Raw genomic sequence first — 25,393 nt, forward strand, 5'->3', positions numbered from 1 at the left:
GAGCGCGGCGGAGCCGGGCGCTGCGGGTCGCCACTCGACTTATCTAGTGGCGATCGCGAGCGCGGCGGAGCCGGGCGCTGCGGGTCGCCACTCGACTTATCTAGTGGCGATCGCGAGCGCGGCGGAGCCGGGCGCTGCGGGTCGCCGGTCATGAGTGTTCATGGCTACCCGCGGCAGCGACCGCGCCGGCTCCGCTCGACCGCCGCGATGCGTCGTTTGGCGGCCCAAACATCCTTGGAGCCAAGGCATTTAGTGCTGCCGATGTTTGTTGCCGACGGTATTGACGAGCCGCGGCCGATCGCATCCATGCCCGGCGTAGTGCAGCACACCCGTGATTCCCTACGCAGCGCCGCTGCGGCGGCGGTGGCCGCCGGTGTGGGCGGACTCATGCTGTTCGGCGTGCCGCGCGACCAAGACAAGGACGGCATCGGTTCGGCCGGCACGGACCGCGACGGCGTCCTCAACGTTGCCCTGCGCGATCTCGCGAAGGACCTCGGTGAAGCCACGGTGCTGATGGTCGACACCTGCCTGGACGAGTTCACCGATCACGGGCACTGCGGCGTCCTCGACGACCGGGGCCGCGTCGACAACGACGCCACCGTGGCCCGATACGTGGAACTGGCTGTGGCGCAAGCTGAATCCGGCGCCCACGTGGTAGGCCCCAGCGGGATGATGGATGGCCAGGTGGGTGCGATCCGGGACGGCCTGGACGCTGCCGGATACACCGACGTGGTGATCCTGGCTTACGCCGCGAAGTTTGCCTCGGCGTTCTACGGCCCGTTCCGCGAGGCGGTGAGTTCCAGCCTGTCCGGGGACCGGCGTACCTACCAGCAGGAGCCGGGCAACGTCGCCGAGGCGTTGCGCGAGATCGAGCTCGATCTCGATGAAGGCGCCGACATCGTGATGGTAAAACCCGCACTGGGTTACCTCGATGTGGTCGCGGCTGCGGCGGATCTCTCGCGGGTGCCGGTGGCCGCCTATCAGGTCTCGGGGGAGTACGCGATGATTCGCGCGGCGGCGGCCAACAACTGGATCGATGAGCGTGCCGCGGTGCTCGAGTCGTTGACCAGCATCCGGCGTGCCGGGGCCGCCATCGTGCTCACCTATTGGGCCGACCAGGCCGCACGGTGGCTAACTTGACGGGCCCGGGCAACAATCACGAGATGGGGCTGAACATGACATCAGCGGGGGATATCCCGCCCGAGCCCTTGTTCTACGAGCCCGGTGCCAGCTGGTATTGGGTGCTGACCGGTCCGCTCGCGGCGGTGTCGATGATCCTCATCGAGATATCCAGCGGCGCCGGGGTTGGGTTGATAACTCCGGCGATCTTCCTGGTGATGGTGTCGGCGTTTGTGGCATTGCAGGTGAAGGCGGGACGCATTCACACGTCGGTCGAGCTGACGAATGACGCCCTGCGCCAAGGCACCGAGACCATCCTGGTGGCCGAGATCGTCAGGATCTATCCCGAGGCGGACAAACGCGCGGAAGTGCCGGAAAAGTGGCAGTCGGCGCGGACCCTCGGCGAGCTGGTCGGGGTACCGCGGGGCCGGGTGGGGATCGGGCTGAAGCTGACCGGAGGCCGTACCGCCCAGGCCTGGGCGCGCCGTCACCGACAGCTGCGGGCGGCGCTGACTCCGCTGGTTCAGGAGCGGGTCGGGCCGGTGGATTCCGACGTCGACGGTGATAGCGACAGCGGGTCGGCACGGTGATCGACCGCTACCGGGCCGGGGTGGAACTGTTCGTGGCCTGTGCCGCGTTGATGGGCGGGGCCCTGAGCTGGTCGCAGACCCGTTCCGCCGTGGCCGTCGCGCCCGTCGCCGACGGTCAGCCGCTGACCGTGTCGGTGGTCTATCACCCGCAGCTGCTGATGCTGACCTTGCTGCTGGCGACAATCGCGGGGGTGTTGGCGGTGGTGGGGACGGCCAGGCTGCGGCGTGCCCGGCGCAGCCCGGCACCCGCGGACGACCCTAGCCAGCGCTAGTTCGCCTTCTTGATGAGCGGCAGCACCAGCTGACGGCGGCGGGCGATGGCGTCGGCCAGGTTGCGGAGCGCCTCGTGTACCGAGCGCGTAGTCGGAAACATCGCCCCGTTCCCGTCCTGGGCCTGTTGCGTGTCAGCGCCCAGGGCCAGCTGCTCGGTGACCGCCGGGCTCGTGACCAATTTCCACTCCACCCCAGCGGCTCGGCAGTCCTCGTCGAGGATGCACAAGAGCGAGATACCTGCCGCACTAAAGTGACTCAGCTCGCTCATGTCGACCACCACAGGATTTGTCCCGAGGGTGAAGCGCCGGATGTACGCGCTGATCTGATTGACATTGACCGCATCGATCTCGCCGCGGACGGTTACCACCGTTGCCAGGTGATGAAGGTAAGCCCGAATCTGAGCCCCACTGCAGTCAACGGTGGAGTTTCCCTGTCGCGCCATGACATTCGAACCCGATTTTGAAGCCGCCGTGCCGATCGCGATGGTCATTCGTATCCCCCGTTCTCCGTGGCCCCTTGCTTGCTTTGTGGCCGTTGCTTCGGTCGCCGTGCGGGTGCCGACGCAATGCCGGCCAAACGTGTCTCTAACCAAACCCGCAAAATTTAAGGAGAGCGAAAGCCGGCTCTAACTCTTTGCTAAGAAGCGCCTTTCGGGGCGCTTACCGAGATCCGCAACGTCGGTGACGGCAGTTTGTGTTTGATCAACCGGCAAAGCGACCGGCGCGCGGCAATCGAGATGGCGGTTCTATGGCTTACCTGTGGCCGGCCACACCAAATCCGGTCACGCCATCGCGTCCATAGCGCTGTTAGGCTGCGATGGCCGAACTAGAAGACAGCCGAATCAGCCGAGTCCAGACGGAAAGAACGTCGTGCGCGCTCCAGAGCTCAAGGGCGAAATCAAGGCCCTGACCGGGCTTCGCATCGTCGCCGCAGTGTGGGTGGTGCTGTTCCATTTCCGGCCGTTGCTGAGCGATGCGTCGCCTGGATTCCGGGACGCCCTCGCGCCGGTGCTCAACTGCGGCGCGCAGGGGGTCGACCTGTTCTTCATTCTCAGTGGGTTCGTGCTGACCTGGAACTACCTCGACCGGATGGGTCGGTCGTGGTCGATCCGTGCCACCCTGCACTTCCTGTGGCTACGGCTGGCCAGAGTATGGCCGGTGTACCTGGTCACATTGCACCTCGCCGCCGTGTGGGTCATCTTTACTCTCCACGTCGGTCATGTGCCGTCGCCCGAGGCCAGCCAGCTCACCGCGACCAGCTATGCACGCCAGATTCTGCTGGTACAGCTGTGGTTTCAGCCGTACTTCGATGGGTCCAGCTGGGATGGACCGGCCTGGTCCATTAGTGCGGAATGGCTGGCCTACCTGCTCTTCGGCCTACTCATTCTGGTGATCTTCCGGATGACGCATGCCACGCGGGCGCGGGGATTGATCTGGCTGGCCCTCGCGGCATCGTTGCCGCCGGTGGTGCTGTTGTTGGCCAGCGGCCAGTTCTATACCCCCTGGAGCTGGCTGCCGCGCATTGTGACGCAATTCATTGCCGGCGCGCTGGCCTGTGCCGCCGTGCGAAGGTTGCGGCTGACTGCTCGCGCTCGCCGTGTCGCCGGGTACTTGTCCGTGCTCGTCGGCGTCGCGATTGTCGGCACCCTCTACCTATTGGACGCCCACCCGATCACCGGAGTCCAGGACAGCGGCGGGGTGGTCGACGTGTTGTTCGTTCCGCTGGTAATAACCCTGGCGATCGGCGTGGGCGGCCTGCCGTCGTTGCTGTCGACGCGGTTAATGGTTTTCGGCGGGCAAATCTCGTTTTGCCTCTACATGGTGCATGAGCTGGTGCATACCGCCTGGGGCTGGGCCGAGGAACAATTCGAGCTCTCGCTGCAGGACTACCCGTGGAAATGGAACGTCGTCGGCGTGCTCGCGATCGCCGTGGGTGCCGCGATCACGCTCTATCACTTCGTTGAAGAGCCCGGCCGCCGTTGGATGCGAAGGATGGTCGACGCGCCCGCCGCCAACCCGAGAATCGAGCGTGGGGACTCGGTAGGCGGCAAGTTTCATCCAATAGATGGTGCGCTGGAAGGGGTTTCGGCCCGCGCGGTGTGACGATCGCCTGGGTTTGCGCATCGTGGGGTGCCGCGGAGACTATCGAATGCGGTTGCGCCCAGCCGCGAATCACAAACAGGCCGCAGCGGGTCGCCGCGCGCTCGCGTCCGTTTTCTTCTACGATTCCCTTGACATGGATGCGGCGCGGGACCCGCTCAAGCGGGGCCGCTTGCAGTGCAGCCACCCACCAGTGGAGCTAGTAGTGACTCGCCTGGCCACGTTCGTCATTGGTCTCATTCTTCTGGTCGACCCGTTTGTCGGCGTCCTCATCGACTCCCCAGGACGCGTGCGGACCTACCACACACTGACCCGGGACTACCGGCTCAACCCCGTCGCGGTGATCGGCGACTCCTATACCACCGGCACCGATGAGGGCGGCCTGGGCCCGAAGTCATGGACCGCTCGCGCCTGGCAGACACTGGCTCAGCGGGGCGTGCGGATCGCGGCCGATGTGGCCGCCGAGGGCCGGGCCGGCTACGGGGAGCCCGGCGATCACGGCAGCGTCTTTGCGGATCTGACCGCCAGGGCGGTCAAACCCGACGATGAACTGGTGGTGTTCTTCGGCTCCCGCAATGACCAGGGATTCCATCCGGAGGATCCCGAGATGCTGGCCGAAAAGGCCCGCGATGCTTTCGATCTGGCGCGCCGCTTCGCCCCGTCCGCGAGGTTGCTGGTGATTGGACCGCCGTGGCCAACCGCCGATGTACCTGACTCAATGCTGCAGATTCGTGACGTGCTCAACGCCCAGGCCCGGGCCGCGGGAGCGACGTTCGTCGACCCGATCGCCGACCACTGGTTCGTCGACAGGCCCGAGCTGATCGGCGCGGATGGCGTGCATCCCAACGACGCGGGGCATGGCTATCTGGCGGACAAGATCGCACCACTGATCGACATGGAGTTGGTTAGATGACTAGGGAGCGGTTGACGCCCTAATCCTCTGCGTGCCGCTCGTAATCCCAACGCTCAAGACGCGCTTGCAATTGCAGTAGACCAAGTCCGGCGAGTGGTGCCGCTGCGGTGAGGAAGACCAACAGCATCGGACTCATCTCAAAACCTCCAAAACCATTTCATTCGTACCACGTTCGTTGTCGCCGCGAGGTTCAAACACGAAACAAAACGCATCCAAATTCACCCGTCCTCAGCCGTCCGCCAGGGCACGATCGGCCACCGCGCCAAGAACGGGCGCCAACAGCTGGGCATAGTCGGTCGTCACATGGTTGTCGTCGCGGAACACCAGGGTGTTGCCGACGATCACCGGGCAGCGGTCGGCGGTGCAGAACAGATCGGTCAGGTCCGCGTAGTGGCCTCCGCCGGCGGCGGTGGCCGCCTGCTCGGCGGCGATCCCGGCGGGGTTGGTCGCCGCAGACCGGGGAGCCGAGCAGGCGGTGGCATCGTCGAGGTGAGCCGAGAGACAGGTGGGCACCGACGATTGGGGATCGGCGACGGGCCCCAGCACCAGGACGGTTGCACCGACGCGGCGTAGCTGCGCCACGGTTCGGGTCAAGCTGTCGAGCCAGGCCGGGTCGTAGGAGGCGAAGCTGAAGTCCGCGCGGTAGCGCCGGCTCATGCTCAACACGACCAGCCGCGGCCGCTCGGTCTGCAATCGGCCCATGATCTGGCTGCGCCACTGTTCGCACTCGGTGTACTCGCGGCCCAGGTACGGGCTGATAATCGGCAGGTCCTGGACCGGGCAGGTCACCTTGCCCAGCGTTTCCAGCCGCCAGTGCCGCTGCTCGGCGATCGGCTGAAACGCCGGGTCCCACATGGCGGCATGCGAGTCGCCGATCAGGGTGACGGTCGTCGGCGAGGCGGTGTCGCCGGTTGCGCACTCGCTTTGTCCGATGTCACGCCAGGAACGCAGGCAGCCGTTGACGAACACGGCCGCTTTGTCACCCGGCGCCTGAGCCAACGGCGGATTCAGGTTGGACGGGACCGCACGCAGGCCGGCCGAGGCCGCAACCGCGGCACGCACCTGGGCGAAAGCCTGCCGCACCGCCACTTCGTGCGGATCGGAGCCGGCCTGGGGGAGCGCGATGACCTTGGCCTCCGGGGCGGCCGCCCCGCGCCCCACCGGTACCGGCACCACTGTCAGCAGCAACACGCACGCGCATGCGGTGACGGCGCTGGCGGCGCCGGCCAAAGCCAGGCTCGCCTTTGCTGATCGGCGCAAACCAGCGGCGAACCGGCCGGGATTCTCGACCAGATGCATGGTGATCACCGCGAGTCCGGCCGAGACGATCGTCGCGGCCAGCCTGCCCGGCAGGCCCGCGGGCGCACCGAGCAGCGGCGGCAACAGCAGCAGCACCGGCCAGTGCCAGAGGTACCACGAGTACGACACCCGGCCGATCGCTCGCATCGCCGGCCGGCATAGCACCCGACCTGCGCCCATGGCGCCGGTGACGCAACCTCCGCCGATCACCAGCGCGGTGCCCAGCACCGGCAGCAGCGCCGCGGTGCCGGGGTACGGTGTGCTCGGGCCGAGCTGGGTGCAGGTCAGCAGGATCAGGCCCAAACCGCCCCACCCGACGATCGCCGCCGGCGCCAGCGGCAGCCGGCGCCATTGCCCGACCGACAGCGCTACCAGGCCGCCGGCCGCCAGCTCCCAGGCCCGGGTGGGCAGCGAGAAGAACGCCCACGGCGGCCACGAGCGGGTCCAGATCACCGCCGCTGCCAGCGAGACCGCGGCGACCAGCGCGAGGACCACCGCATACGGCGCCGCCGGTGACCACGTGCGGGTGTCTCTGCCGGCTCGTCGGGTCAGCCAGGCCGTACCGATGATCAACGCCGGCCACACCAGGTAGAACTGTTCTTCCACCCCCAGCGACCAGTAGTGCTGGAACGGCGACGGCGGGAGACCGGAGGCCAGGTAGTCGGTGCCGTGGCTGGCGAACCGGTAGTTGCCGACATAGAGCGCGCTGGCGATGCCGTCCACGAATACGCTTCGCGCCTGCAACGGCGGTAACACGACGGCCGCGCCGATCGCGGTAGCGACGCCAACGGTGGCCGCGGCCGGCAGCAGCCGGCGGGCCCGGGCACCGTAGAAGCGGCCCAGCCGCACGGTATTCGAAGTGGTGACCTCACGCCAGAGCAGCCCGGTGATGAGGAAGCCGGAGATGACGAAGAAAACGTCCACCCCGATGTAGCCGCCGGCGGCACCGGGTATGCCCGCGTGGTACAGCACAACCGCTAGCACCGCGACGGCGCGCAATCCCTCGATATCCGGGCGGAACGCTGCCCGCGGGGTGGTCTGCCGCCTGCCGACCCTGGGCGGGCTGGCGGCGTCCTCCCGCTGGGCTGACATCTAGGACGCCATCCAGGCCAATTCGCCGGGCAACTGCTCGCGCCAGTACGACACGTCGTGCCCGCCGGGGGAGAAGCCGCCGGCCGGCGGGTTGTGCAGTTGGTTGACGAATTGACGAGTTGCGAAGCAGAAGCGGTCGCTGGTGCCGCAATCCACGCGTAGCGGGATTGAGTTCAGTGCGGGCAGGCCCAACACGCTGTGTTGCACGAAATCGTCGTAGCTGTCGAACGCCCCGGGTGTGCTGCCGGTGAACGAGGTGAACAATGCCGGACTGATCGCGCAGATCCCCGCGGTCCTGGTCGGACCCAGCCGGGCGCCCAGGAGCAGCGCGCCGTATCCCCCCATCGACCACCCCATAAATCCCACCCGGGAGGTGTCCATACCCATCGAGGCCAGCATGGGCAGCAGTTCGTCGAGCACCATCGCACCGGAGTCCCCGCCGGTGGACCGCCGGTGCCAGTAGGTATTGCCGCCGTCGACACCGACCACCGCGAACGGTGGCTTGCCCTCGTTGACCAGCCGGGCGAGCCCTCTCTCGACGCCGAGGTCGAGCATCATGCCCGCATTGCCGTCCTTGCCGTGCAGGGCGATCACCGGACGCAGCAACCCGGCCTGGCCGGGCGGCATGGCGATCACCCAGTTGGTCTTGACGCCGCCGCGCGCTGCCGAGATGAACGAGCCGGAGAGCCTGGTCGGCAAGCTGCTGCCCGCGGTGGGGGGCTCGAACGGGGCGGGAGCCTGAGGTGGCGCCGCTTGGGGCTTGAGTGGATCCAGCAAGGCGCTCAAAGCCCACACGCCAGCGGCTCCGGCGCTGGCGCCGGCGCCCATACGCAGCACCGCACGGCGGGTCAGGTCGGGCACGAGCGCCATAATGCCGCTCCGACCGGGATTGCCCGTCCAGCCACGCCGTAGGGGTGGGCAATCGTGACGCGCCTGGGGCGGTTGGCTCCGGATCAACTTCCTGCCCTAGCGCACTGTTGCCCACGGCTGCGGTTAGACTTGTTGCGCGGTGCGAGAGCGATGGGCCGTGCGGCTGGTTGGATGGCCGCAGCTGGCATGTTCGGGACTCAACCGAGATGGCGTCGTTCTCGTGCGACGGGATGCACCGCAGGTACGAGTTCGCCCCGGGCCCACGGGTGGGCATTGGCGCATTCCTTGGTAACAGGTACCCCGTGCGTGGGCGAGCCGTTGAAATTGCGTGCGGGCGAAGGGAAAGAGAGGTTAATGTCGAGCTTATCCATCCCGCAAGACAATGCAGACCTAGTCCTACACGATCAAATTTATGGTGCCGACCCCTTGTCGGATCGCGAGACCGGGCAGTATCGCGCTGAATACGTAATGAGTTTCGTCGAGAAGTGGGACGAATTGATTGACTGGGATGCGCGCGCTCAATCCGAGGGACGGTTTTTCGTCGATGTGCTGCGTGCCCGCGACAAGCAGAACATTCTCGACGTCGCCACCGGGACCGGCTTTCATTCCGTTCGGCTGACCGAGGCGGGCTTCAATGTGACAAGTGCCGACGGGTCGGCGGCCATGCTCGCCAAGGCGTTTGAGAATGGCCGCAGGCGCGGTCTCATCCTCCGCACCGTCCAAGCCGATTGGCGGGAGTTGAACCGGGATATCCAGGGCAAGTACGACGCCATCATCTGCCTGGGCAACTCGTTCACCCACCTGCACGACGAGCACGATCGCCGCCGGGCGCTGGCCGAGTTCTATGCCGCCTTGCGGCACGATGGAATTCTGATCCTCGACCAGAGAAACTATGATGAGATACTTGATCACGGCTTCAAGACGAAACATAAATACTACTACTGCGGCGATCAAATAACCGCCGAGCCGGAACACGTCGACGACGGCCTCGCTCGCTTCAAATACACTTTTCCGGACCGTTCCGAATATACGCTGAATATGTTTCCGCTGCGCAAGTCTTACGTCCGCCGCTTGATGTATGAAGCGGGCTTCGAAACCGTGCGTACGTACGGCGATTTCCAGGAGACGTACGAGGAGAGCGAGCCCGATTTCTTCATCCACGTTGCGGAGAAGTCGTTGGCCCGCGATGCGGTTGATCGGCTGCCCACCGAAGGTGCTGTGACCGGTGTCCAGGGCGCGCCCGAGGCCTACTACGACAGCAACGACGCCGACGCGTTCTACTCGATGATCTGGGGTGGTGAGGACATTCACGTCGGTTGCTACGAGGACACCGATGACATCGCAGCGGCGGGTATCGAGACGGTGGACCGCATGGTCCGACAGCTCTCGACGCTGGATGGCACCGCCACGGTGTTGGACCTCGGGGCTGGCTACGGCGGATCCGCCCGGCGGATCGCCGAGCAACACGGCTGTTCGGTTACCTGCCTCAACATCTCGGAGGTGCAGAACCAGACCAACCGGGAACGGAACCGTCGCGCCGGCCTGGAGCCGAGGATTCGGGTCATCCATGGCAGTTTCGATGAGATTCCCGAGCCGGACGGCAGCTTTGACGTCGTCTGGTCCCAGGACGCGATCCTGCACGCCCCCAACCGGCGCAGGGTGCTCGAGGAGGCGTTCCGGGTCTTGAAGCCGGGTGGTGAACTCATCTTCACCGATCCGATGCAGGCCGACGATGTGCCCGACGGTGTGCTGCAGCCGGTTTACGATCGGCTCAACCTGCCCGACCTTGGCTCGATGCGCTTCTATCGGCAGGCGGCACAGGCCCTGGGTTTCGAGGTGCTCAACCAAGTCGACTTCGTCGGCAACCTCCGGACGCACTACAGCCGCGTACTCGAGGAACTCGAGGCCTGCCGCGGCGAACTTGAGCAGAAGTCCTCAACGGAGTACCTCGACAAGATGCGGGTCGGCCTGCAGAACTGGGTGGATGCGGCCGACAACGGCCACCTCGTGTGGGGCATTCAGCATTTCCGAAAGCCTGGGTGACCAAAGGCACCGCCGGTATCGTTGATCCGGCGGCCTGGTGGATGGCCGTCGCGCAGTGAATTCCCCGCGACGTCGGTGCTGCCCTGGCAGTACCGGAAGGCAGACGCCATAGCTACTACCTCGGGACTGCACCAAGGGCTGTCGCAGCGTCAGCCCAACATGATCGCTATCGGCGGCGTTATCGGGGCCGGCTTGTTCGTCGGGTCTAGTGTGGTGATCCGTGCCACCGGCTCCGCGGCATTCCTGACCTATGCGCTGTGTGGCGTGCTGATCATTCTCGTGATGCGGATGCTGGGCGAGATGGCCGCCGCCAACCCGTCGACTGGAGCGTTCGCCGGTTACGCGGGGAAAGCCTTGGGCGGCTGGGCGGGGCTGTTCGTGCTCGCCGCCCGACGGGAGGCACCGACTCAGCTGGTCAAGGTCAACACCCGCGGGGTCCCCGCGCTGGCCATCCTGGGCTCGTCTACGGTGGGCTTCTTGTGCGTGATCGTGGCGTGGGTCGCGCCCAGAACGGTATTCATCTTCCTGCTCAACTCCTCGGGCGCGATAATCCTGTTTGTCTATATGCTGATTGCGCTGTCGCAGATCATGTTGCGCCGCAGGACATCTGGCGAAGATTTGCGGGTGCGGATGTGGTTTTTTTCCGACGCTGTCTATCTTCGCGGTGGCCGGAATCGTCGCCGTGCTGGTAGGGATGGCGTTCGACAACGCTGCGCGTAGCCAACTCTGGCTCAGCCTGCTGTCTTGGGCGGTGGTGATCGCACTGTGCTTCGTCACCAAGTGGCGGCGGGCGCGACAGCCGGCGCACTGGTAGCGAACACGATCAATGCTTTCTTGAGGTGATGACGCGGCGAATTGCGTAGGCCGCGATACCCAGACCGAGGACGGCGGCCCCGGAGAGCACCGACGTCACCGGCAGCGCGAACGCCAGGACGATGCAGCCGATGAGTCCGACCACCGCGATCGACCGGCGCGGCCGGGCCTCGTCGGGGCCGAGGCTCAAGGCCGAGGCGTTGGTGATCGCGTAATAGATCAGCACCCCAAAGGAGGAAAAGCCAATTGCTCCACGCACGTCGGCCGTCGCTGCCACCACCGCCACCAGCCCGGCGATCAGCAGCTCGGCGCGATGGGGCACCTTGAACTTCGGGTGCACGGCGGCCAGAACGTGCGGCAGGTGGCGGTCGCGCGCCATGGCCAGGGTGGTGCGCGAGACGCCGAGGATTAGCGCCAGCAGCGAGCCCAGCGCGGCGACGGCCGCGCCCACCCGGACCACCGGCACCAGCCAGCTGACCCCCGCGACCCGCACCGCGTCCGAAAGCGGCGCTGCGGCCGCTGCCAGCCCGTGCGGCCCCAACACGGCCAGCGCCGCCACGGCGACGATCGCGTACACGGCCAGGGTGATCGCCAACGCCAGCGGGATGGCCCGCGGGATGGTGCGGGCCGGGTCGCGGACTTCCTCACCGAGCGTGGCGATGCGCGCGAAACCGGCGAAGGCGAAGAACAGCAGCCCCGCCGCTTGCAGCACGCCCAGGACGGAGGTGCCCGCCAGGTCGAGTCGAACTGCGGCCGCGGCGCCGGCGCTCAGGGTCGCGACCGTCACCGCAGCAAGCACCGCCAAGACCACGGCTACGATGACGCGCGTCAGCCAGGCCGACTTCTGCACTCCGGCGTAGTTCACCATGGCCAGCGCCGCCACCGCGGCGACCGCGACCGCATGCGCCTGCGACGGGCAGGCGTACCAGCCGACGGTGAGGGCCATTGCCGCACACGAGGCGGTCTTGCCGACGATGAACCCCCACCCGGCCAGGTATCCCCAGAAATCACCCAGTCTTGCCCGGCCGTACACGTAGGTGCCGCCGGATGCCGGGTAGAGCGCCGCCAGCCGCGCCGACGAGTTGGCGTTGCAATAGGCGACGATTGCCGCCACAGCCAGGCCAAGCAGCAATCCCGAACCGGCCACGTGCGCGGCTGGGGACAGCGCGGCGAAGATTCCGGCGCCGATCATCGACCCCAACCCGATGACCACCGCGTCCGACGTCCCCAAGCTGCGCCGCAGCTCATCCGGGGTGTGGGGGGTCGGGTTATGCGCAGATTTGCGGTCGCGCACGGGCTCCCCTCAAAAACATGGCTCGCTAGCCGCCTTGCCCGGTCAAGCGATGGATGCTCAGCAGCTCGTCGACCGACCATTGGTCATCTGCGTGACGCCCGTAGTGCACGGCGACGAGGGTTCCGTCCGGGTCGATGAGAAAATCCGCCGGCAATCCCAAATGTGTTGTACCGTCGGTAGATCCGACGCCGGCGTAGTCCGGATCGGTGCGGTGCTGCAACGCGGCGCGGTACCCGCGCAACCCAGCCAACCAGGCACGGGGGCTGGCGAGTGCGCGCATGCTCTGCTCCACCCCAAATTGGCGGTAGTGCACCTTGTCCGGATCAGCGACCACCGCGAACGGCAGCAGCGCCTGATAGCCACGCAGCGCGTCGGCGTGCGAATGGAAGAACACAACTTCGCTGATCCCGGCCTCAATGAGCTGCTCGTGCCGGTCCGCGAAGCCATGCAGGTGCAGGCTGCAGATCGGACACCCGGCGAACCGGCGGAACTGCACATGTGTCCTGCCCGTCGGTGCCGGCACCGACACGGCCTGGCCGGTGACCGTCGCCAACTCGCGGGTGGGCACAATCACCCCGGCGGCCAATTTGTTGGCCTTGTTGGCGCCACTGCGCGTCATCGAGGTAGGACGGCTTTGGTGAGCAGCACGGCCTCGTCGAATGGGAGTCTGGCAAAGATCGGCCGCCATCGGCCGGTGACGTAGGGCGCCGCCTGCGCCTTCGTGAGCCTGCGCGGGTTGGTGACGTCAAAGGTCTTGCCGTAGCGGCGCATCCGTCCGCCGTCGGCCGCGGTGATGTTCTTCAACCAGTCGCGGTTCGGTCCGTAGGTGAGCAGGATCGCCACGGCCGGCTGTCCGTCAACGTCCGCGCTGAACACGTTCAACGGCGTGCGGTACGGCTTGCCTGAGCGTCGGCCGACGTGCTCGAGGATCGCGAACGCGGGGAACCAACCGGCCCATAGCCGTTGCAAAGGGTTGGTGACGTATCGATTGAACCTGGCCAACCACTGCGGTAGTTGCATGTTGCTATCCAACGGCAGTTCGTGGCGTGGCTCAAGCCGCTCACCAGAACGGAGAGTGCTCGACCAACCACAAACTCGGCAGGAAACTACACCCTGTAGTCGAATGGGGTCGCGGCGGCTGGAACACTGGTCGTCATGGGTAGCACTGACCAGGCCATTGCGGCTGTGGGCAGATCAGCACAGTTGTTCGAGGACGCCTGTGCAGTCATTCCGGGCGGCGTGAACTCCCCGGTGCGCGCGTTTACGGCGGTGGGCGGCACCCCGCGCTTCATCACCGAAGCGCACGGCTGCTGGCTCACCGACGCTGACGGCAACCGGTACGTCGACCTGGTCTGCTCGTGGGGCCCGATGATCCTCGGGCACGCCCACCCCGCCGTCGTCGACGCTGTGACCAAGGCCGCTTCCTGCGGCTTGTCCTTCGGGGCGCCGACGCCGGCGGAAACTCAACTGGCCGCCGAGATCGTCGGGCGCATGCCGCCGGTCGACCGGATCCGACTGGTGAACTCCGGCACCGAGGCCACCATGAGCGCGGTGCGGCTGGCCCGTGGGTTCACGGGTCGGGCCAAGATCGTCAAGTTCTCCGGCTGCTACCACGGGCATGCGGACGCCTTGCTCGCCGACGCCGGTTCGGGGGTGGCCACCCTCGGCTTGCCGTCCTCGCCCGGGGTCACCGGCGCTGCGGCGGCCGACACGATTGTGTTGCCCTACAACGACATCGACGCGGTGCGGCAGACCTTCGCCGCTTTTGGCGATCAGATCGCCGCGGTGATCACCGAGGCCAGCCCGGGCAATATGGGAGTCGTCCCGCCCGGGCCCGGCTATAACGCGACGCTGCGCGCGATCACTGCCGAGCACGGCGCGTTGTTGATCGTCGACGAGGTGATGACGGGCTTCCGGGTCAGCCGCAGTGGTTGGTACGGAATCGATCCCGTCGCCGCGGATCTGTTCACGTTCGGCAAGGTGATGAGCGGCGGACTGCCGGCGGCGGCCTTCGGTGGCCGCGCCGAGGTGATGGCGCGGCTGGCGCCGCTGGGGCCGGTGTATCAAGCCGGGACGCTGTCGGGTAACCCGGTGGCAGTGGCCGCCGGGCTGGCGACGCTGCGGGCGGCCGACGACGCCGTCTACACCGCACTGGACACCAACGCCGAACGCCTGGCCGGACTGCTCGACGAGGCGTTGACGGATGCCGGTGTGCCACACCAGATTCCGCGGGCCGGCAATATGCTCAGCGTGTTCTTCGGCGAAGCGCCGGTGACCGATTTTGCGTCGGCCCGGGCCAGCCAGACCTGGCGTTACCCGGCGTTCTTTCATGCCCTGCTGGACGCCGGCGTCTACCCGCCGTGCAGTGCCTTCGAGGCGTGGTTCGTCTCGGTCGCGCTGGATGACACCGCATTCGAGCGGATCGCCGACGCCGTGCGGGTTGCGGCGCGCGCGGCCGCTCGGGAGAGGCACGCCTGATGGCCGAGCAGACCACGGTCCACGTAGTACGGCACGGTGAGGTGCACAACCCCACCGGCGTCCTCTACGGTCGGCTGGCCGGATTCCACCTGTCCGACAACGGCAACGCGCAGGCCGCCGCGGTGGCCGACTTTCTGGCCGACCGCGACGTTGTCGCCGTGATCGCCTCCCCGCTGCAGCGCGCCCAGGAGACCGCGGCGCCCATCGCCGCCCGGCACGACCTTGCCGTGGACACCGACCCCAACCTGATCGAATCGGCCAACTTCTTCGAGGGTCGTCGTATCGGCCCGGGCGACGGGGCCTGGCGTGACCCGCGGGTCTGGTGGCGCCTGCGTAACCCGTTCACCCCGTCCTGGGGCGAGCCCTACCTCGATATCGCCGCGCGGATGACGACCGCGGTGGACAAGGCTCGCGCCCGCGGCGCCGGCCATGAGGTGGTGTGCGTCAGCCACCAGCTGCCGGTATGGACGCTGCGGCTGCATCTGACCGGCAAGCGCCTCTGGCACGACCCGCGCCGCCGGGACTGCGCGCTGGCGTCGGTGACCTCCCTCGTCTACGACGGCGACCGCCTGGTCGACGTGGCGTATTCGCAACCGGCGGGCGCCTGACCATGCGGCGGCTGGCGCTCGCCGGAGCGGTGCTGGTAGCGCTGCTCACCGGCTGCGCCGGACGCGACGCCGTCGCCCAGGGCGGCACGTTCGAATTCGTCTCGCCCGGCGGCAAGACCGACATCTTCTACGACCCGCCCGCCAGCCGCGGCCGTCCCGGACCACTGTCCGGGCCGGACCTGGCGGATCCGGCGCGCACGGTGTCGCTGGACGACGTCGCCTTTGCCAGCCAGGTCGTCGTCGTCAACGTGTGGGGCCAGTGGTGTGGACCCTGCCGGGCCGAGATCACCCAACTGCAGCGGGTATACGACACCACCCGAGGCGCCGGGGTGTCCTTCCTCGGGATTGACGTGCGCGACAACAGCCGCCAGGCGGCCCAGGACTTCGTCAACGACCGGCATGTGACCTTTCCGTCGATCTACGATCCGGCGATGCGGACCCTGATCGCGTTCGGCGGCAAGTACCCCACCACCGTAATTCCGTCCACGCTGGTGCTGGACCGCCAGCACCGGGTCGCCGCGGTGTTTCTGCGCGAATTGCTGGCCGAGGATCTGCAGCCGGTGGTCCTGCGGGTGGCGGGGGAGGCTGGACAATCCGCGGTAGGCTCACCTCCGCCGGGACCGCAATGACCGGATTCACCGAGATCGCCGCGGCGGGGCCGCTGCTGGTGGCCGTGGGGGTGTGCCTGCTGGCCGGGCTGGTGTCGTTCGCCTCACCATGTGTGGTTCCGCTGGTGCCGGGCTACCTGTCCTATCTGGCGGCGGTCGTTGGGGTGGATGAGCGGCCCGATGCGGAGCCGGGGCCGGGGGCCATCAAGGTCCGCACGGCCCGGCTGCGCGTGGCCGGATCGGCGGCACTGTTCGTGGCCGGGTTTACCACGGTGTTCGTGCTGGGCAGTGTCGCCGTCCTAGGGATGACCACCACGTTGATCACCAACCAGCTGCTATTGCAGCGGGTCGGGGGCGTGCTGACCATCGTCATGGGGCTGGTGTTCGTGGGGCTCATCGGGGCCCTGCAGCGCCAAGCCCGGTTCAGCCCGCGGCAGTTGACCAGCGTCGCGGGGGCGCCGGTGCTGGGCGCGGTGTTCGCGCTCGGCTGGACGCCGTGCCTGGGGCCGACGCTGGCCGGGGTGATCACCGTCGCGTCGGCGACCGAGGGTGCCAGCGTGGCCCGCGGAATCCTGCTGGTGATCGCCTACTGCCTGGGGCTGGGAATTCCGTTCGTGCTGCTGGCGTTCGGTTCGGCGCGGGCCGTGGCGGGCTTGGGCTGGCTGCGCCGACATTCCAGGGTCATTCAGATATTTGGCGGGATGTTGCTGATCGCCGTCGGGGTGGCGCTGGTCACCGGGGTGTGGAACGACTTCGTATCGTGGCTGCGGGACGCTTTCGTGTCCGACGTGAGGTTGCCGATTTGAGCGCGCCAGGTGGGGCGCGAGCAGACGCAGAATCGCACAAAACGCAGCGTTTTGATGCGATTCTGCGTCTGCTCGCCCAGAAGGCGCGCAACATGTGGCGTTGGTTGACGTCGATGGGCACCGCGCTGGTGCTGCTGTTTCTGCTCGCGCTCGGCGCCATACCCGGCGCGCTGCTGCCGCAGCGCAGCCTCAACGCCGGCAAGGTGGACGACTACCTGGCCGCGCACCCCGTGATGGGCCCGTGGCTGAACGAGTTGCAGGCCTTCGACGTGTTCTCCAGCTTCTGGTTCACCGCCATTTACGCGTTGCTGTTCGTGTCCCTCGTCGGCTGCCTGACCCCGCGGATGATCGAACACGCCCGCAGCCTGCGCGCCAGGCCGGTAGCGGCCCCGCGCAACCTGACCCGGCTGCCCAAGCACGCCAGCGCCCAGCTTCTCCGCACCGATCCGACCGAGCCCGCCGCCCTCGCGGCCACCATCGCGGGTCGGCTGCGCGGTTGGCGCACCACAACCCGCGATCACGGCGGCGTCTTCGAAGTCTCCGCGGAGCGGGGCTACCTGCGCGAATTCGGCAACTTGCTGTTCCACTTCTCACTGCTGGGTCTGTTGGTGGCGGTGGCTGTCGGCAAGTTGTTCGGCTACGAGGGCAACGTGATCGTCATCGCCGACGGCGGTCCGGGCTTCTGTTCGGCGTCGCCGGCCGCGTTCGATTCGTTCCGCGCCGGCAATACCGTCGATGGCACCTCGCTGCACCCGATCTGTGTCCGGGTCAACGACTTTCAGGCGCACTACCTGCCGTCTGGGCAGGCCACGTCGTTCGCCGCGAACGTCGACTATCAAGCCGGAAACGATCTGGCGGCCAATATCTGGCGGCCCTACCGGCTGCAGGTCAACCACCCGCTGCGGATCGGCGGCGATCGGGTGTACCTGCAGGGCCACGGCTACGCACCCACCTTCACCGTGACGTTCCCGGACGGGCGGACCCGCACGTCAACCGTGCAGTGGCGACCCGACAACCCCCAGACGCTGCTGTCGGCGGGCGTCGTGCGCATCGACCCGCCCGCCGGCAGCTACCCCAACCCCGACGAGCGTCGCAAACACGAGATCGCGATCCAGGGCCTGCTGGCACCGACCGAGCAACTCGACGGCACGCTGCTGTCGTCACGATTCCCCGCGCTCAACGCCCCGGCGGTGGCCGTCGACATTTACCGCGGCGACACGGGCCTGGACAGCGGGCGGCCCCAGTCGTTGTTCGCTTTGGATCCCCGGCTGATCGAACAGGGCCGGCTGACCAAGGAAAAGCGGATCAACCTGCGCGCCGGCGAACAGGTCCGGCTCGATCAGGGCCCGGCGGCCGGTACGGTCGTTCGGTTCGACGGCGCCGTGCCGTTCGCCAATCTGCAGGTCTCCCACGACCCCGGCCAGAGCTGGGTGCTTGTCTTCGCCATCACGATGATGGCCGGCCTGCTGGTGTCGCTGCTGGTGCGCCGCCGCCGGGTGTGGGCGCGGATCACGCCGACGACCGCAGGTACGGTGAACGTCGAGCTGGGCGGCCTGGCGCGCACCGACAATTCGGGTTGGGGCGACGAGTTCGAGCGGTTGACCAAGCGGTTACTGGCCGGGTTCGACGTGCGGTCCCCCGACATGGCCGAAGCGGCCGCAGGGACCGGAAGGGACGTCAAATGAACACGCTGCACATCAACGTCGGCTTGGCCAGGTGCTCCGACTGGGCGTTCACCTCGGCCGTGGTGACCCTGGTGGTCGCGTTGTTGCTGCTGGCGTTCGAGCTCGCGTATGTCGGAGGCCGCAGACTCGCGCCCGTGGCCGTGCCGGCCGGATCGGTCGCCACCGAAAGTTCCACCCCCGGCATCGTGGTCGACCATCCGCGGCGACCGTTCGACGAACGCGTCGGGCGGGGCGGGCTGGCCGTCGTCTACCTGGGCATCGGGCTACTGCTGGCGTGCGTTGTGTTGCGCGGCCTTGCCACGCAGCGGGTGCCCTGGGGCAACATGTACGAGTTCATCAACCTGACCTGCTTGTCCGGGCTGGTTGCCGGGGCAATCGTGCTGCGCCGCCCGCAATACCGGCCGCTATGGGTTTTTCTGCTGGTTCCGGTGCTGATTCTGCTCACCGTGTCCGGACGCTGGCTGTATGCCAATGCCGCACCGGTGATGCCGGCGTTGCAGTCCTACTGGCTGCCGATTCACGTGTCGGTAGTCAGCCTGGGCTCCGGGGTGTTTTTGGTCGCCGGCATTACCAGCGTGCTGTTCCTGCTACGCACGTCGCGGCTGGGCGAGCCCGATGAGCAGGGCACACTGGCCCGACTGGTGCAGCGATGCCCCGACGCCCAGACCCTGGACCGGCTCGCCTACCGAACCACCATCTTCGCCTTCCCGGTGTTCGGTTTCGGGGTGATATTCGGTGCGATCTGGGCCGAGGAAGCCTGGGGCAGGTACTGGGGCTGGGATCCCAAGGAGACGGTGTCCTTCGTCGCGTGGGTGGTGTATGCCGCCTACCTGCACGCGCGGTCAACGGCGGGATGGCGGGACAGGAAGGCGGCCTGGATCAACGTCGCCGGGTTTGTGGCCATGGTCTTCAATTTGTTCTTCGTTAACCTGGTGACTGTTGGTCTGCACTCGTATGCGGGCGTGGGCTGACCGTTCGTCCGTAACCGACCCGAGTACTGCAGCAAGGGGGCGTGCAGGTGACCGAGCATCCAACGACGGGCGTGGGAGCCCCCCGGGGCGAGGGCGGCAACGGTGGTACGGATCATCCGACGGTGCAGTTGCCGCAGGTGCCTTACGCCGACGAACCACCCGCTCCGGCCGGCGGTGAAACACCGACTAGATCATTCGCCGGATTCCGCACCCAACGGCCCAGGCCCCCAAAGGGCGCTAGTTCTGCACCGACCACCGGACCGGCGATGGGCCCGCCGCGGGTCGACCCGACGGCCTATGGCGCCTACTACAGCGGCCCCGATGAGAGCCCGGCCGACCCGGCTCAGCGGCCGCCGTACCGTCCCGAGCCCGTGCCACACACGCCGTATCCGGAACTGTCCACGACCATGCTGCTGCGGCCGGTCAAGCCGCCACCGTCGGAGGGGTGGCGCCGGTGGTTGTACGTGCTGTCGGGTCAGCTGATCAATGTGGGGGAGGGCCCGAGCGCCACCCACCACAACGACTTGGTCGCCCAGGTCAACCGACCGCTGCGCGGCTGCTACCGGATCGCGTTGCTGTCGCTGAAAGGTGGCGTCGGCAAAACCACGATCACCGCAACCCTGGGGTCCACCTTCGCCGCCCTGCGGGGCGACCGGGTCGTCGCCGTGGACGCGAACCCCGATCGCGGCACACTGAGCCAAAAGGTCCCGCTTGAGACGCCGGCCACGGTGCGGCACCTGCTGCGGGACGCCGAAGACATCGAGCGCTACAGCGATGTTCGCGGCTACACATCGCAGGGCCCGAGTGGGCTGGAAGTGCTGGCGTCGGACAGTGATCCGGCCGCGTCGGACGCGTTCAGCGCCGACGACTACACCCGCACCCTGGAAATTCTGGAGCGGTTCTACGGCCTGGTGCTCACCGACTGCGGTACCGGGTTGCTGCACTCGGCGATGTCGGCGGTGCTGGCCAAGTCCGACGTGCTGATCGTGGTCAGCTCGGGTTCCATCGACGGCGCGCGCAGCGCCTCGGCGACCCTGGACTGGCTGGAGGCACACGGCCGCGAAGACCTGGTGCGCAACTCGATTGCCGTAGTCAACGCGGTGCGGCCCCGCTCCGGCGAGGTCGACGTCCAAAAGGTGGTTGAGCACTTCGCCCGGCGTTGCCGAGCGGTCCGGCTGGTGCCATTCGACCCACACCTCGAGGAAGGCGCCGAGATCACCCTGGAGCGGCTGAAGCGGGAGACCCGCGAAGCGCTCACCGAATTGGCGGCCGATGTGGCCGCTGGATTCCCGGGCGACCCGAGGCGGTCCAACCCGAACTTCACCTAACCCAGGGCCGCGACGATGCGGGTCGGAGCGGCGCGAGGAGGAGCGGACTCATCAACTAACGCGGATTGGTGTCGTCGCGCCCCAACCGCCACAAGAACTCCGGATCGTCGTCGGGTCCGATGACGCGGGTCTTCGGCCGGTTCAGCTGCGTCCGGGCAACGCGCCAGCCGATGTAGATCAGCGTCCCCAAAACCAGGACGAGGATCAGGTAGAGCACTCGACACCTCCTTCGACCGAATATACCCGCGCCGTAGGCTCAGGTTGTGTCAGAAGCGCCTAACGACAAGACCACTGGGGGTGTTGTCCACGTCGTGGCCTACGCGACGGCTCGGCTGCTGCTCGTGGTCGTGGTCAGCGGTGCGATTTACGGGGCGGCGCGGCTGATCGGCGTCAGCGAATTTCCGCTCGTCATTGCCATGCTGTTCGGGTTGATCATCGCGATGCCGCTGGGTATCTGGCTGTTCAGCCCGCTGCGTCGGCGCGCTACCGCCGCGCTGGCGACAGCCGGCGAGCGTCGGCGCGCAGAACGTGAACGGTTGCGGGCTCGGCTGCGTGGTGAGTCGGTACCCGACGAGGAGTAAGCGCAGGCCGGTTGGCGCTGGGTCAACCGTTCGGCAGCCGCACCACCTGCGCGGCATAGCTCAGGCCCGCGCCATAGCCGATCAGCAGAGCCAGGTCGCCGGGTTTGGCCGCGCCGGTCGCCAGTAGTTCGTCCATTGCCAGCGGGATGGAGGCCGCCGACGTGTTCCCGGTGTGCTCGATGTCGTTGGCGACGATCGCGTCGGGTCGCAGTTCGAGGCTCTTGGCCAGGACTTCATTGATTCGGCTATTGGCCTGGTGAGGGATGAAGACGTCGATCTCGTCGGGCCTGACTCCTGCCGCGTCCATTGCTTGGCGGCCGACTTTGCCCATCTCGAACGCCGCCCACCGGAAGACCGCCGTGCCTTCCAGCCGCAGATAAGGGCGCGGGCCGGTCGGGTTCTCCGCATGGGTAATCCAGTCGATGTCCTGGCGTATGGCATTGGCCTGGTCGCCGTCACTACCCCAGACCGCGGGACCAATTCCTTGAGCTGGCGTCTCGCCTACCACCATGGCGGCGGCGCCGTCGGCGAAGATGAAGCAGTTGCTGCGGTCTTGCATATCCACCGTGGGCGACAGTTTCTCCGTGCCGATCACCAGCATCGTTTTGGCACTTCCGCCCCGGATCATGTCGGCCGCCACACCCAGCGCGTATCCGAAACCGGCGCACCCCGCCGAGATATCGAAAGCGGGAACGCCTTTAGCGCCCAACGCCGCCGCGACTATTGGGGCGCATGCCGGGGTCTGAAAAAAATGGGTGCTGGTGGCAACGATCACGCCGTCGATGTCGGCTCCGTCGAGCGAGGCGCTCGACAATGCCCGTTGACTGGCCACTATCGCCATGGAAGCGGCGGATTCGTCGTCGGCGGCGAACCGGCGGGTCTTGATTCCGGTTCGGGTGTAGATCCACTCATCGGACGAGTCGATGTGCTGGCATATCTCCTCGTTGGTGACCACTCGCTGCGGGCGGTACGCCCCGACGCTGAGCAGTCCGACACTCTTGGCGCCGGTGGCCGTGGCGATCTCCGTCATACCCGTCCTCGGTGGTGTTATTTATCTGCGTCGGGATTGATCGACTGTAGACGTCATCGTCTTGGCCCAGCGCCGCAAGTCGTTACGTCGAGTATGCATCCAAAGGCGAAGCCACGTCGCCCTCAGCGGGCCGGCGACCCGGCCAGTGCTAACGCCGCTGCCACCGCGATTGCCCATATCAACATGGTCAGCCCGGTGTCACGTAGTACCGGGATCAACTGACGCCCACCGCGCCCGGATCGCACCGGTCCCGCCGCGCGTAGCGCCAGCGGCGCGGCCACCAGTCCCACCGCGCACCATGGCGTCGCCAGCATCAGCACGAAAGTCAGCACCCCGGCGAGCGCTAGCAGCACCTGGTAAAGCGTCCGGGTGCGGGCATCGCCGAGCCGCACCGCCAGGGTGATCTTGCCGGCCTGGGCGTCGGTTGGGATATCGCGCAGGTTGTTGGCCACCAGCACCGACGACGACAACGCACCCGTTGCCACCGCCAGCACCAGCCCCACCCAATCCACCCGCAACGCCTGGCTGTACTGGGTGCCGAGCACGGCGACCAGGCCGAAAAACACGAACACCGCCAGCTCGCCGAGGCCCGCGTAGCCGTACGGTTTCGCTCCGCCGGTGTACAGCCAGGCGCCAGCGAGGCAGATCGCGCCCACCAGGATCAGCCACGGCGCGCTGAGCAGCGCCAACGCCAGCCCGGCCACCGCACCGACCGTCAGGCTCAGCACGGCGGCGGTCAGCACCGAGCGCGGGGCCGCCAGCCGCGAGCCCACCAACCGAACCGGACCCACCCGGTCGTCGTCGGTGCCGCGGATGCCGTCGGAGTAGTCGTTGGCGTAGTTGACCCCGATGACCAGCGCCACCGCGACGGCCAGTGCCAGCAGCGCTTTGCACCACACGGCCGCGTGCAGCCAGGCCGCGGCGCCGGTGCCCGCGATCACCGGAGCTACGGCGTTCGGCAGCGTCCGTGGCCGCGCGCCGGAGATCCACTGCGCAAAACTGGCCACCAGGGCATCCTGCCGTTGCCCCGGGTGCGCGATCAATCGGGGGGTATGAAGAATGGGCGGATGCTGGGACTGATCGGCGGGAGCGGCTTCTACACGTTCTTTGAGGACTTCCCCGAAAGCAACGCAACCACCGTCACTCCCGACACCCCGTACGGCCAGCCCAGCGCCCCGGTCACGATTGGCGCTATCGGGAGCCACGAGGTCGCGTTCCTGCCCCGGCACGGTGCGAATCATCAGTACTCGGCGCACGCCCTGCCCTATCGGGCCAACATGTGGGCGCTGCGTGCGCTCGGTGTGCGGCGGGTGCTGGCGCCCTGTGCGGTCGGCAGCCTGGACCCCGAACTCGGGCCCGGCGCCGTGGTGGTGCCCGATCAGCTGTTAGACCGCACCAGCGGCCGAGCCGACACCTATTTCGATGCCGGCGGTGTCCACGCCACCTTTGCCGATCCGTATTGCCCGACGCTGCGGACCGCGGTGACCGGCCTGCCCGGCGTGATCGACGGGGGCACCCTGGTGGTGATCCAGGGCCCGCGGTTCTCCACCCGCGCGGAAAGTCGGTGGTTCGCCGCCGCCGGGTGCAATCTGGTCAACATGACCGGCTATCCCGAGGCTGTGCTGGCTCGCGAACTCGAATTATGTTATGCGGCAATCGCTTTAGTGACAGATGTGGACGCCGGCGTCGCGGTTGGCGATGGCGTGAAGGCCGCCGATGTGTTCGCCGCGTTCGGGGAGAACGTCGAACTGCTCAAGAAGCTGGTGGCAGCCGCGATCGACCGGGTCGCCGCCGAGCGCACCTGTACGCAGTGTCTGCGGCACGACGGGGTGACGTTGCCGTTCGAGCTACCGTGAGGGTGCTGCTGACCGGCGCGGCCGGTTTCATCGGCGTCAGGGTGGCCGCGGCGCTGCGGGCTGCTGGGCACGACGTGGTTGGTGTCGACGCACTGCTGCCCGCCGCGCATGGGCCGAATCCGGTGTTGCCACCGGGCTGTCACCGGATCGACGTGCGCGACGCCGACGCGCTGGCCCCCGTGTTGGCCGGTGTCGACCTGGTCTGTCACCAGGCCGCGATGGTGGGTGCCGGTGTGAACGCCACCGACGCACCCGCATACGGCGGCCACAACGATCTCGCCACGACGGTGCTGCTGGCGCAGATGTTTGCCGCCGGGGTCCGCCATCTGGTGCTGGCGTCGTCAATGGTGGTGTACGGGCAGGGCCGCTACCACTGTCCGGTGCATGGATCCGTCGACCCGCATCCGCGGCGGCGAGCCGACCTGGACGCCGGCGTCTTCGAGCACCGCTGCCCGGTCTGCGCGCAGCCGGTCACGTGGCGGCTGGTTGACGAGGATGCCGCACTGCGGCCGCGAAGCCTGTATGCGGCCAGCAAGACCGCGCAGGAGCATTACGCGCTGGCGTGGTCGGAGTCAACCGGGGGCACGGTGGTGGCGTTGCGCTACCACAATGTCTACGGTCCTGGCATGCCGCGCGACACCCCCTATTCCGGGGTGGCGGCAATCTTCCGGTCGGCACTTGAAAATGGCCAACGACCAACGGTTTTCGAAGACGGCGGTCAGATGCGTGACTTTGTTCACGTCGACGACGTGGCCGTCGCGAACCTTGCCGCGGTCGCGGCGGACCGCGCCGGCTTCACCGCGGTCAATGTCTGTTCCGGCCGGCCCATCTCGATCCTGGAAGTGGCCACGGCATTGTGCGATGCGCGCGGCGAGGAAAGTGGCACTGTGTCACCGGTAGTCACCGGGCAGTACCGCAGCGGCGACGTGCGCCACATCGTTGCCGATCCCGCGCGGGCCGCCGACGTACTGGGTTTCCGCGCCGCCGTTGATCCGCGCGATGGGCTGCGCGAATTCGCGTACGCGCCGCTTCGCTAG

24 protein-coding genes and 3 pseudogenes are annotated in these 25,393 nt (G+C 67.3%); 18 read left to right on the forward strand and 9 right to left on the reverse strand.

Annotated elements, in window-relative coordinates; translation table 11 throughout:
- The first annotated feature begins 150 nt into the window (after positions 1-150).
- From hemB to AADZ55_RS03405, 3 genes are read left to right on the forward strand one after another with little or no spacing between them, the layout of a single operon-like run.
- On the forward strand, positions 151-1,140 hold the full coding sequence (hemB, locus tag AADZ55_RS03395; protein WP_085323606.1) for a porphobilinogen synthase: 990 nt from the start codon (positions 151-153) through the stop codon (positions 1,138-1,140).
- A gap of 35 nt (positions 1,141-1,175) precedes the next feature.
- Positions 1,176-1,709: a DUF3093 domain-containing protein gene (locus tag AADZ55_RS03400; RefSeq protein ID WP_085323763.1), complete on the forward strand. Its 534-nt coding sequence runs from the start codon at positions 1,176-1,178 to the stop codon at positions 1,707-1,709.
- Positions 1,706-1,981, forward strand: coding sequence for a hypothetical protein (locus AADZ55_RS03405; protein ID WP_085323605.1), 276 nt, complete (start codon positions 1,706-1,708; stop codon positions 1,979-1,981). Before AADZ55_RS03400 ends, AADZ55_RS03405 begins: the two co-directional genes overlap by 4 nt.
- Here AADZ55_RS03405 and AADZ55_RS03410 read toward each other — a convergent pair.
- Positions 1,978-2,472, reverse strand: coding sequence for an STAS domain-containing protein (locus tag AADZ55_RS03410; protein WP_085323604.1), 495 nt, complete (start codon positions 2,470-2,472; stop codon positions 1,978-1,980). The genes AADZ55_RS03405 and AADZ55_RS03410 overlap by 4 nt on opposite strands.
- A 379-nt stretch (positions 2,473-2,851) precedes the next feature.
- Here AADZ55_RS03410 and AADZ55_RS03415 point away from each other — a divergent pair, with 379 nt between their 5' ends.
- Entirely contained in the window at positions 2,852-4,084 is a 1,233-nt protein-coding gene (locus tag AADZ55_RS03415; RefSeq protein ID WP_085323603.1) for an acyltransferase family protein, read from the forward strand.
- Between the two features lie 202 nt (positions 4,085-4,286).
- Positions 4,287-4,994, forward strand: coding sequence for an Rv0518 family GDSL lipase (locus tag AADZ55_RS03420; protein WP_085323762.1), 708 nt, complete (start codon positions 4,287-4,289; stop codon positions 4,992-4,994).
- 228 nt (positions 4,995-5,222) lie between these two features.
- Here the strand turns inward: AADZ55_RS03420 and AADZ55_RS03425 are convergent, their stop codons facing one another.
- The gene (locus tag AADZ55_RS03425; RefSeq protein WP_085323602.1) at positions 5,223-7,385 is read right to left on the reverse strand and encodes an acyltransferase family protein; all 2,163 of its coding nucleotides are present in this window, start codon (positions 7,383-7,385) and stop codon (positions 5,223-5,225) included.
- Positions 7,386-8,255 carry an alpha/beta hydrolase gene (locus AADZ55_RS03430; RefSeq protein ID WP_085323601.1) on the reverse strand — a complete coding sequence of 290 codons (870 nt, stop codon included), beginning with the start codon at positions 8,253-8,255 and terminating at the stop codon, positions 7,386-7,388.
- Between the two features lie 468 nt (positions 8,256-8,723).
- On the opposite strand from AADZ55_RS03430, the pseudogene AADZ55_RS03435 reads away from it, so the two are divergent.
- The 3 pseudogenes from AADZ55_RS03435 to AADZ55_RS03445 all read left to right on the forward strand — a co-directional run.
- Positions 8,724-9,344 (forward strand): annotated as a pseudogene (locus AADZ55_RS03435) (class I SAM-dependent methyltransferase); the annotation flags it as partial.
- Between the two features lie 219 nt (positions 9,345-9,563).
- Positions 9,564-10,298 (forward strand): annotated as a pseudogene (locus AADZ55_RS03440) (methyltransferase domain-containing protein); the annotation flags it as partial.
- Positions 10,299-10,406: 108 nt separating this feature from the next.
- Positions 10,407-11,112 (forward strand): annotated as a pseudogene (locus tag AADZ55_RS03445) (hypothetical protein).
- A gap of 9 nt (positions 11,113-11,121) precedes the next feature.
- Here AADZ55_RS03445 and AADZ55_RS03450 read toward each other — a convergent pair.
- Genes AADZ55_RS03450 through AADZ55_RS03460 form a run of 3 tightly spaced genes read right to left on the reverse strand, consistent with a single transcriptional unit; the run spans position 11,122 to position 13,425 of the window.
- Positions 11,122-12,405 carry an APC family permease gene (locus AADZ55_RS03450; protein WP_207569013.1) on the reverse strand — a complete coding sequence of 428 codons (1,284 nt, stop codon included), beginning with the start codon at positions 12,403-12,405 and terminating at the stop codon, positions 11,122-11,124.
- Positions 12,406-12,430: 25 nt separating this feature from the next.
- Entirely contained in the window at positions 12,431-13,024 is a 594-nt protein-coding gene (locus AADZ55_RS03455) for a peroxiredoxin-like family protein (RefSeq protein ID WP_085323599.1), read from the reverse strand.
- Positions 13,021-13,425: a nitroreductase family deazaflavin-dependent oxidoreductase gene (locus tag AADZ55_RS03460; protein ID WP_085323598.1), complete on the reverse strand. Its 405-nt coding sequence runs from the start codon at positions 13,423-13,425 to the stop codon at positions 13,021-13,023. Before AADZ55_RS03460 ends, AADZ55_RS03455 begins: the two co-directional genes overlap by 4 nt.
- 135 nt (positions 13,426-13,560) lie before the next feature.
- Here AADZ55_RS03460 and hemL point away from each other — a divergent pair, with 135 nt between their 5' ends.
- From hemL to AADZ55_RS03495, 7 genes are all read left to right on the forward strand, one after another.
- Complete coding sequence (gene hemL / locus AADZ55_RS03465; protein ID WP_085323597.1) at positions 13,561-14,883, forward strand: glutamate-1-semialdehyde 2,1-aminomutase; 1,323 nt, start codon at positions 13,561-13,563, stop codon at positions 14,881-14,883.
- Positions 14,883-15,491: a histidine phosphatase family protein gene (locus AADZ55_RS03470; RefSeq protein ID WP_085323596.1), complete on the forward strand. Its 609-nt coding sequence runs from the start codon at positions 14,883-14,885 to the stop codon at positions 15,489-15,491. The genes hemL and AADZ55_RS03470 overlap by 1 nt, the downstream gene beginning before the upstream one ends.
- Positions 15,492-15,493: 2 nt before the next feature.
- Positions 15,494-16,120, forward strand: a complete 627-nt coding sequence (locus AADZ55_RS03475; RefSeq protein WP_085323595.1) for a TlpA disulfide reductase family protein — start codon at positions 15,494-15,496, stop codon at positions 16,118-16,120.
- Complete coding sequence (locus AADZ55_RS03480) at positions 16,117-16,905, forward strand: cytochrome c biogenesis CcdA family protein (protein WP_085323594.1); 789 nt, start codon at positions 16,117-16,119, stop codon at positions 16,903-16,905. Before AADZ55_RS03475 ends, AADZ55_RS03480 begins: the two co-directional genes overlap by 4 nt.
- Before the next feature lie 92 nt (positions 16,906-16,997).
- A complete protein-coding gene (gene resB / locus AADZ55_RS03485; protein ID WP_085323593.1) occupies positions 16,998-18,590 on the forward strand; it encodes a cytochrome c biogenesis protein ResB in 1,593 nt (530 codons plus the stop codon).
- Entirely contained in the window at positions 18,587-19,561 is a 975-nt protein-coding gene (gene ccsB / locus AADZ55_RS03490) for a c-type cytochrome biogenesis protein CcsB (protein ID WP_085323592.1), read from the forward strand. Before resB ends, ccsB begins: the two co-directional genes overlap by 4 nt.
- A 41-nt stretch (positions 19,562-19,602) precedes the next feature.
- A complete protein-coding gene (locus tag AADZ55_RS03495; RefSeq protein WP_085323591.1) occupies positions 19,603-20,889 on the forward strand; it encodes a MinD/ParA family ATP-binding protein in 1,287 nt (428 codons plus the stop codon).
- Positions 20,890-20,944: 55 nt separating this feature from the next.
- On the opposite strand, the gene AADZ55_RS03500 is transcribed toward AADZ55_RS03495, so the two are convergent.
- Positions 20,945-21,106 carry a hypothetical protein gene (locus tag AADZ55_RS03500; protein ID WP_085323590.1) on the reverse strand — a complete coding sequence of 54 codons (162 nt, stop codon included), beginning with the start codon at positions 21,104-21,106 and terminating at the stop codon, positions 20,945-20,947.
- A 46-nt stretch (positions 21,107-21,152) separates the two neighbouring features.
- Between AADZ55_RS03500 and AADZ55_RS03505 the strand changes: the two genes are divergently transcribed.
- Positions 21,153-21,470, forward strand: coding sequence for a DUF4229 domain-containing protein (locus AADZ55_RS03505; RefSeq protein WP_085323589.1), 318 nt, complete (start codon positions 21,153-21,155; stop codon positions 21,468-21,470).
- A 22-nt stretch (positions 21,471-21,492) separates the two neighbouring features.
- On the opposite strand, the gene fabH is transcribed toward AADZ55_RS03505, so the two are convergent.
- A complete protein-coding gene (fabH, locus tag AADZ55_RS03510) occupies positions 21,493-22,500 on the reverse strand; it encodes a beta-ketoacyl-ACP synthase III (RefSeq protein ID WP_085323588.1) in 1,008 nt (335 codons plus the stop codon).
- Between the two features lie 122 nt (positions 22,501-22,622).
- A complete protein-coding gene (locus AADZ55_RS03515) occupies positions 22,623-23,507 on the reverse strand; it encodes a 1,4-dihydroxy-2-naphthoate polyprenyltransferase (RefSeq protein WP_085323587.1) in 885 nt (294 codons plus the stop codon).
- 60 nt (positions 23,508-23,567) lie between these two features.
- Here AADZ55_RS03515 and AADZ55_RS03520 point away from each other — a divergent pair, with 60 nt between their 5' ends.
- Both AADZ55_RS03520 and AADZ55_RS03525 read left to right on the forward strand, forming a co-directional pair.
- A complete protein-coding gene (locus tag AADZ55_RS03520) occupies positions 23,568-24,356 on the forward strand; it encodes an S-methyl-5'-thioadenosine phosphorylase (RefSeq protein ID WP_207569012.1) in 789 nt (262 codons plus the stop codon).
- Positions 24,353-25,393, forward strand: coding sequence for an NAD-dependent epimerase/dehydratase family protein (locus tag AADZ55_RS03525; RefSeq protein ID WP_085323585.1), 1,041 nt, complete (start codon positions 24,353-24,355; stop codon positions 25,391-25,393). Before AADZ55_RS03520 ends, AADZ55_RS03525 begins: the two co-directional genes overlap by 4 nt.

This window comes from Mycobacterium decipiens (assembly GCF_963853665.1).
Classification (GTDB): domain Bacteria; phylum Actinomycetota; class Actinomycetes; order Mycobacteriales; family Mycobacteriaceae; genus Mycobacterium; species Mycobacterium decipiens.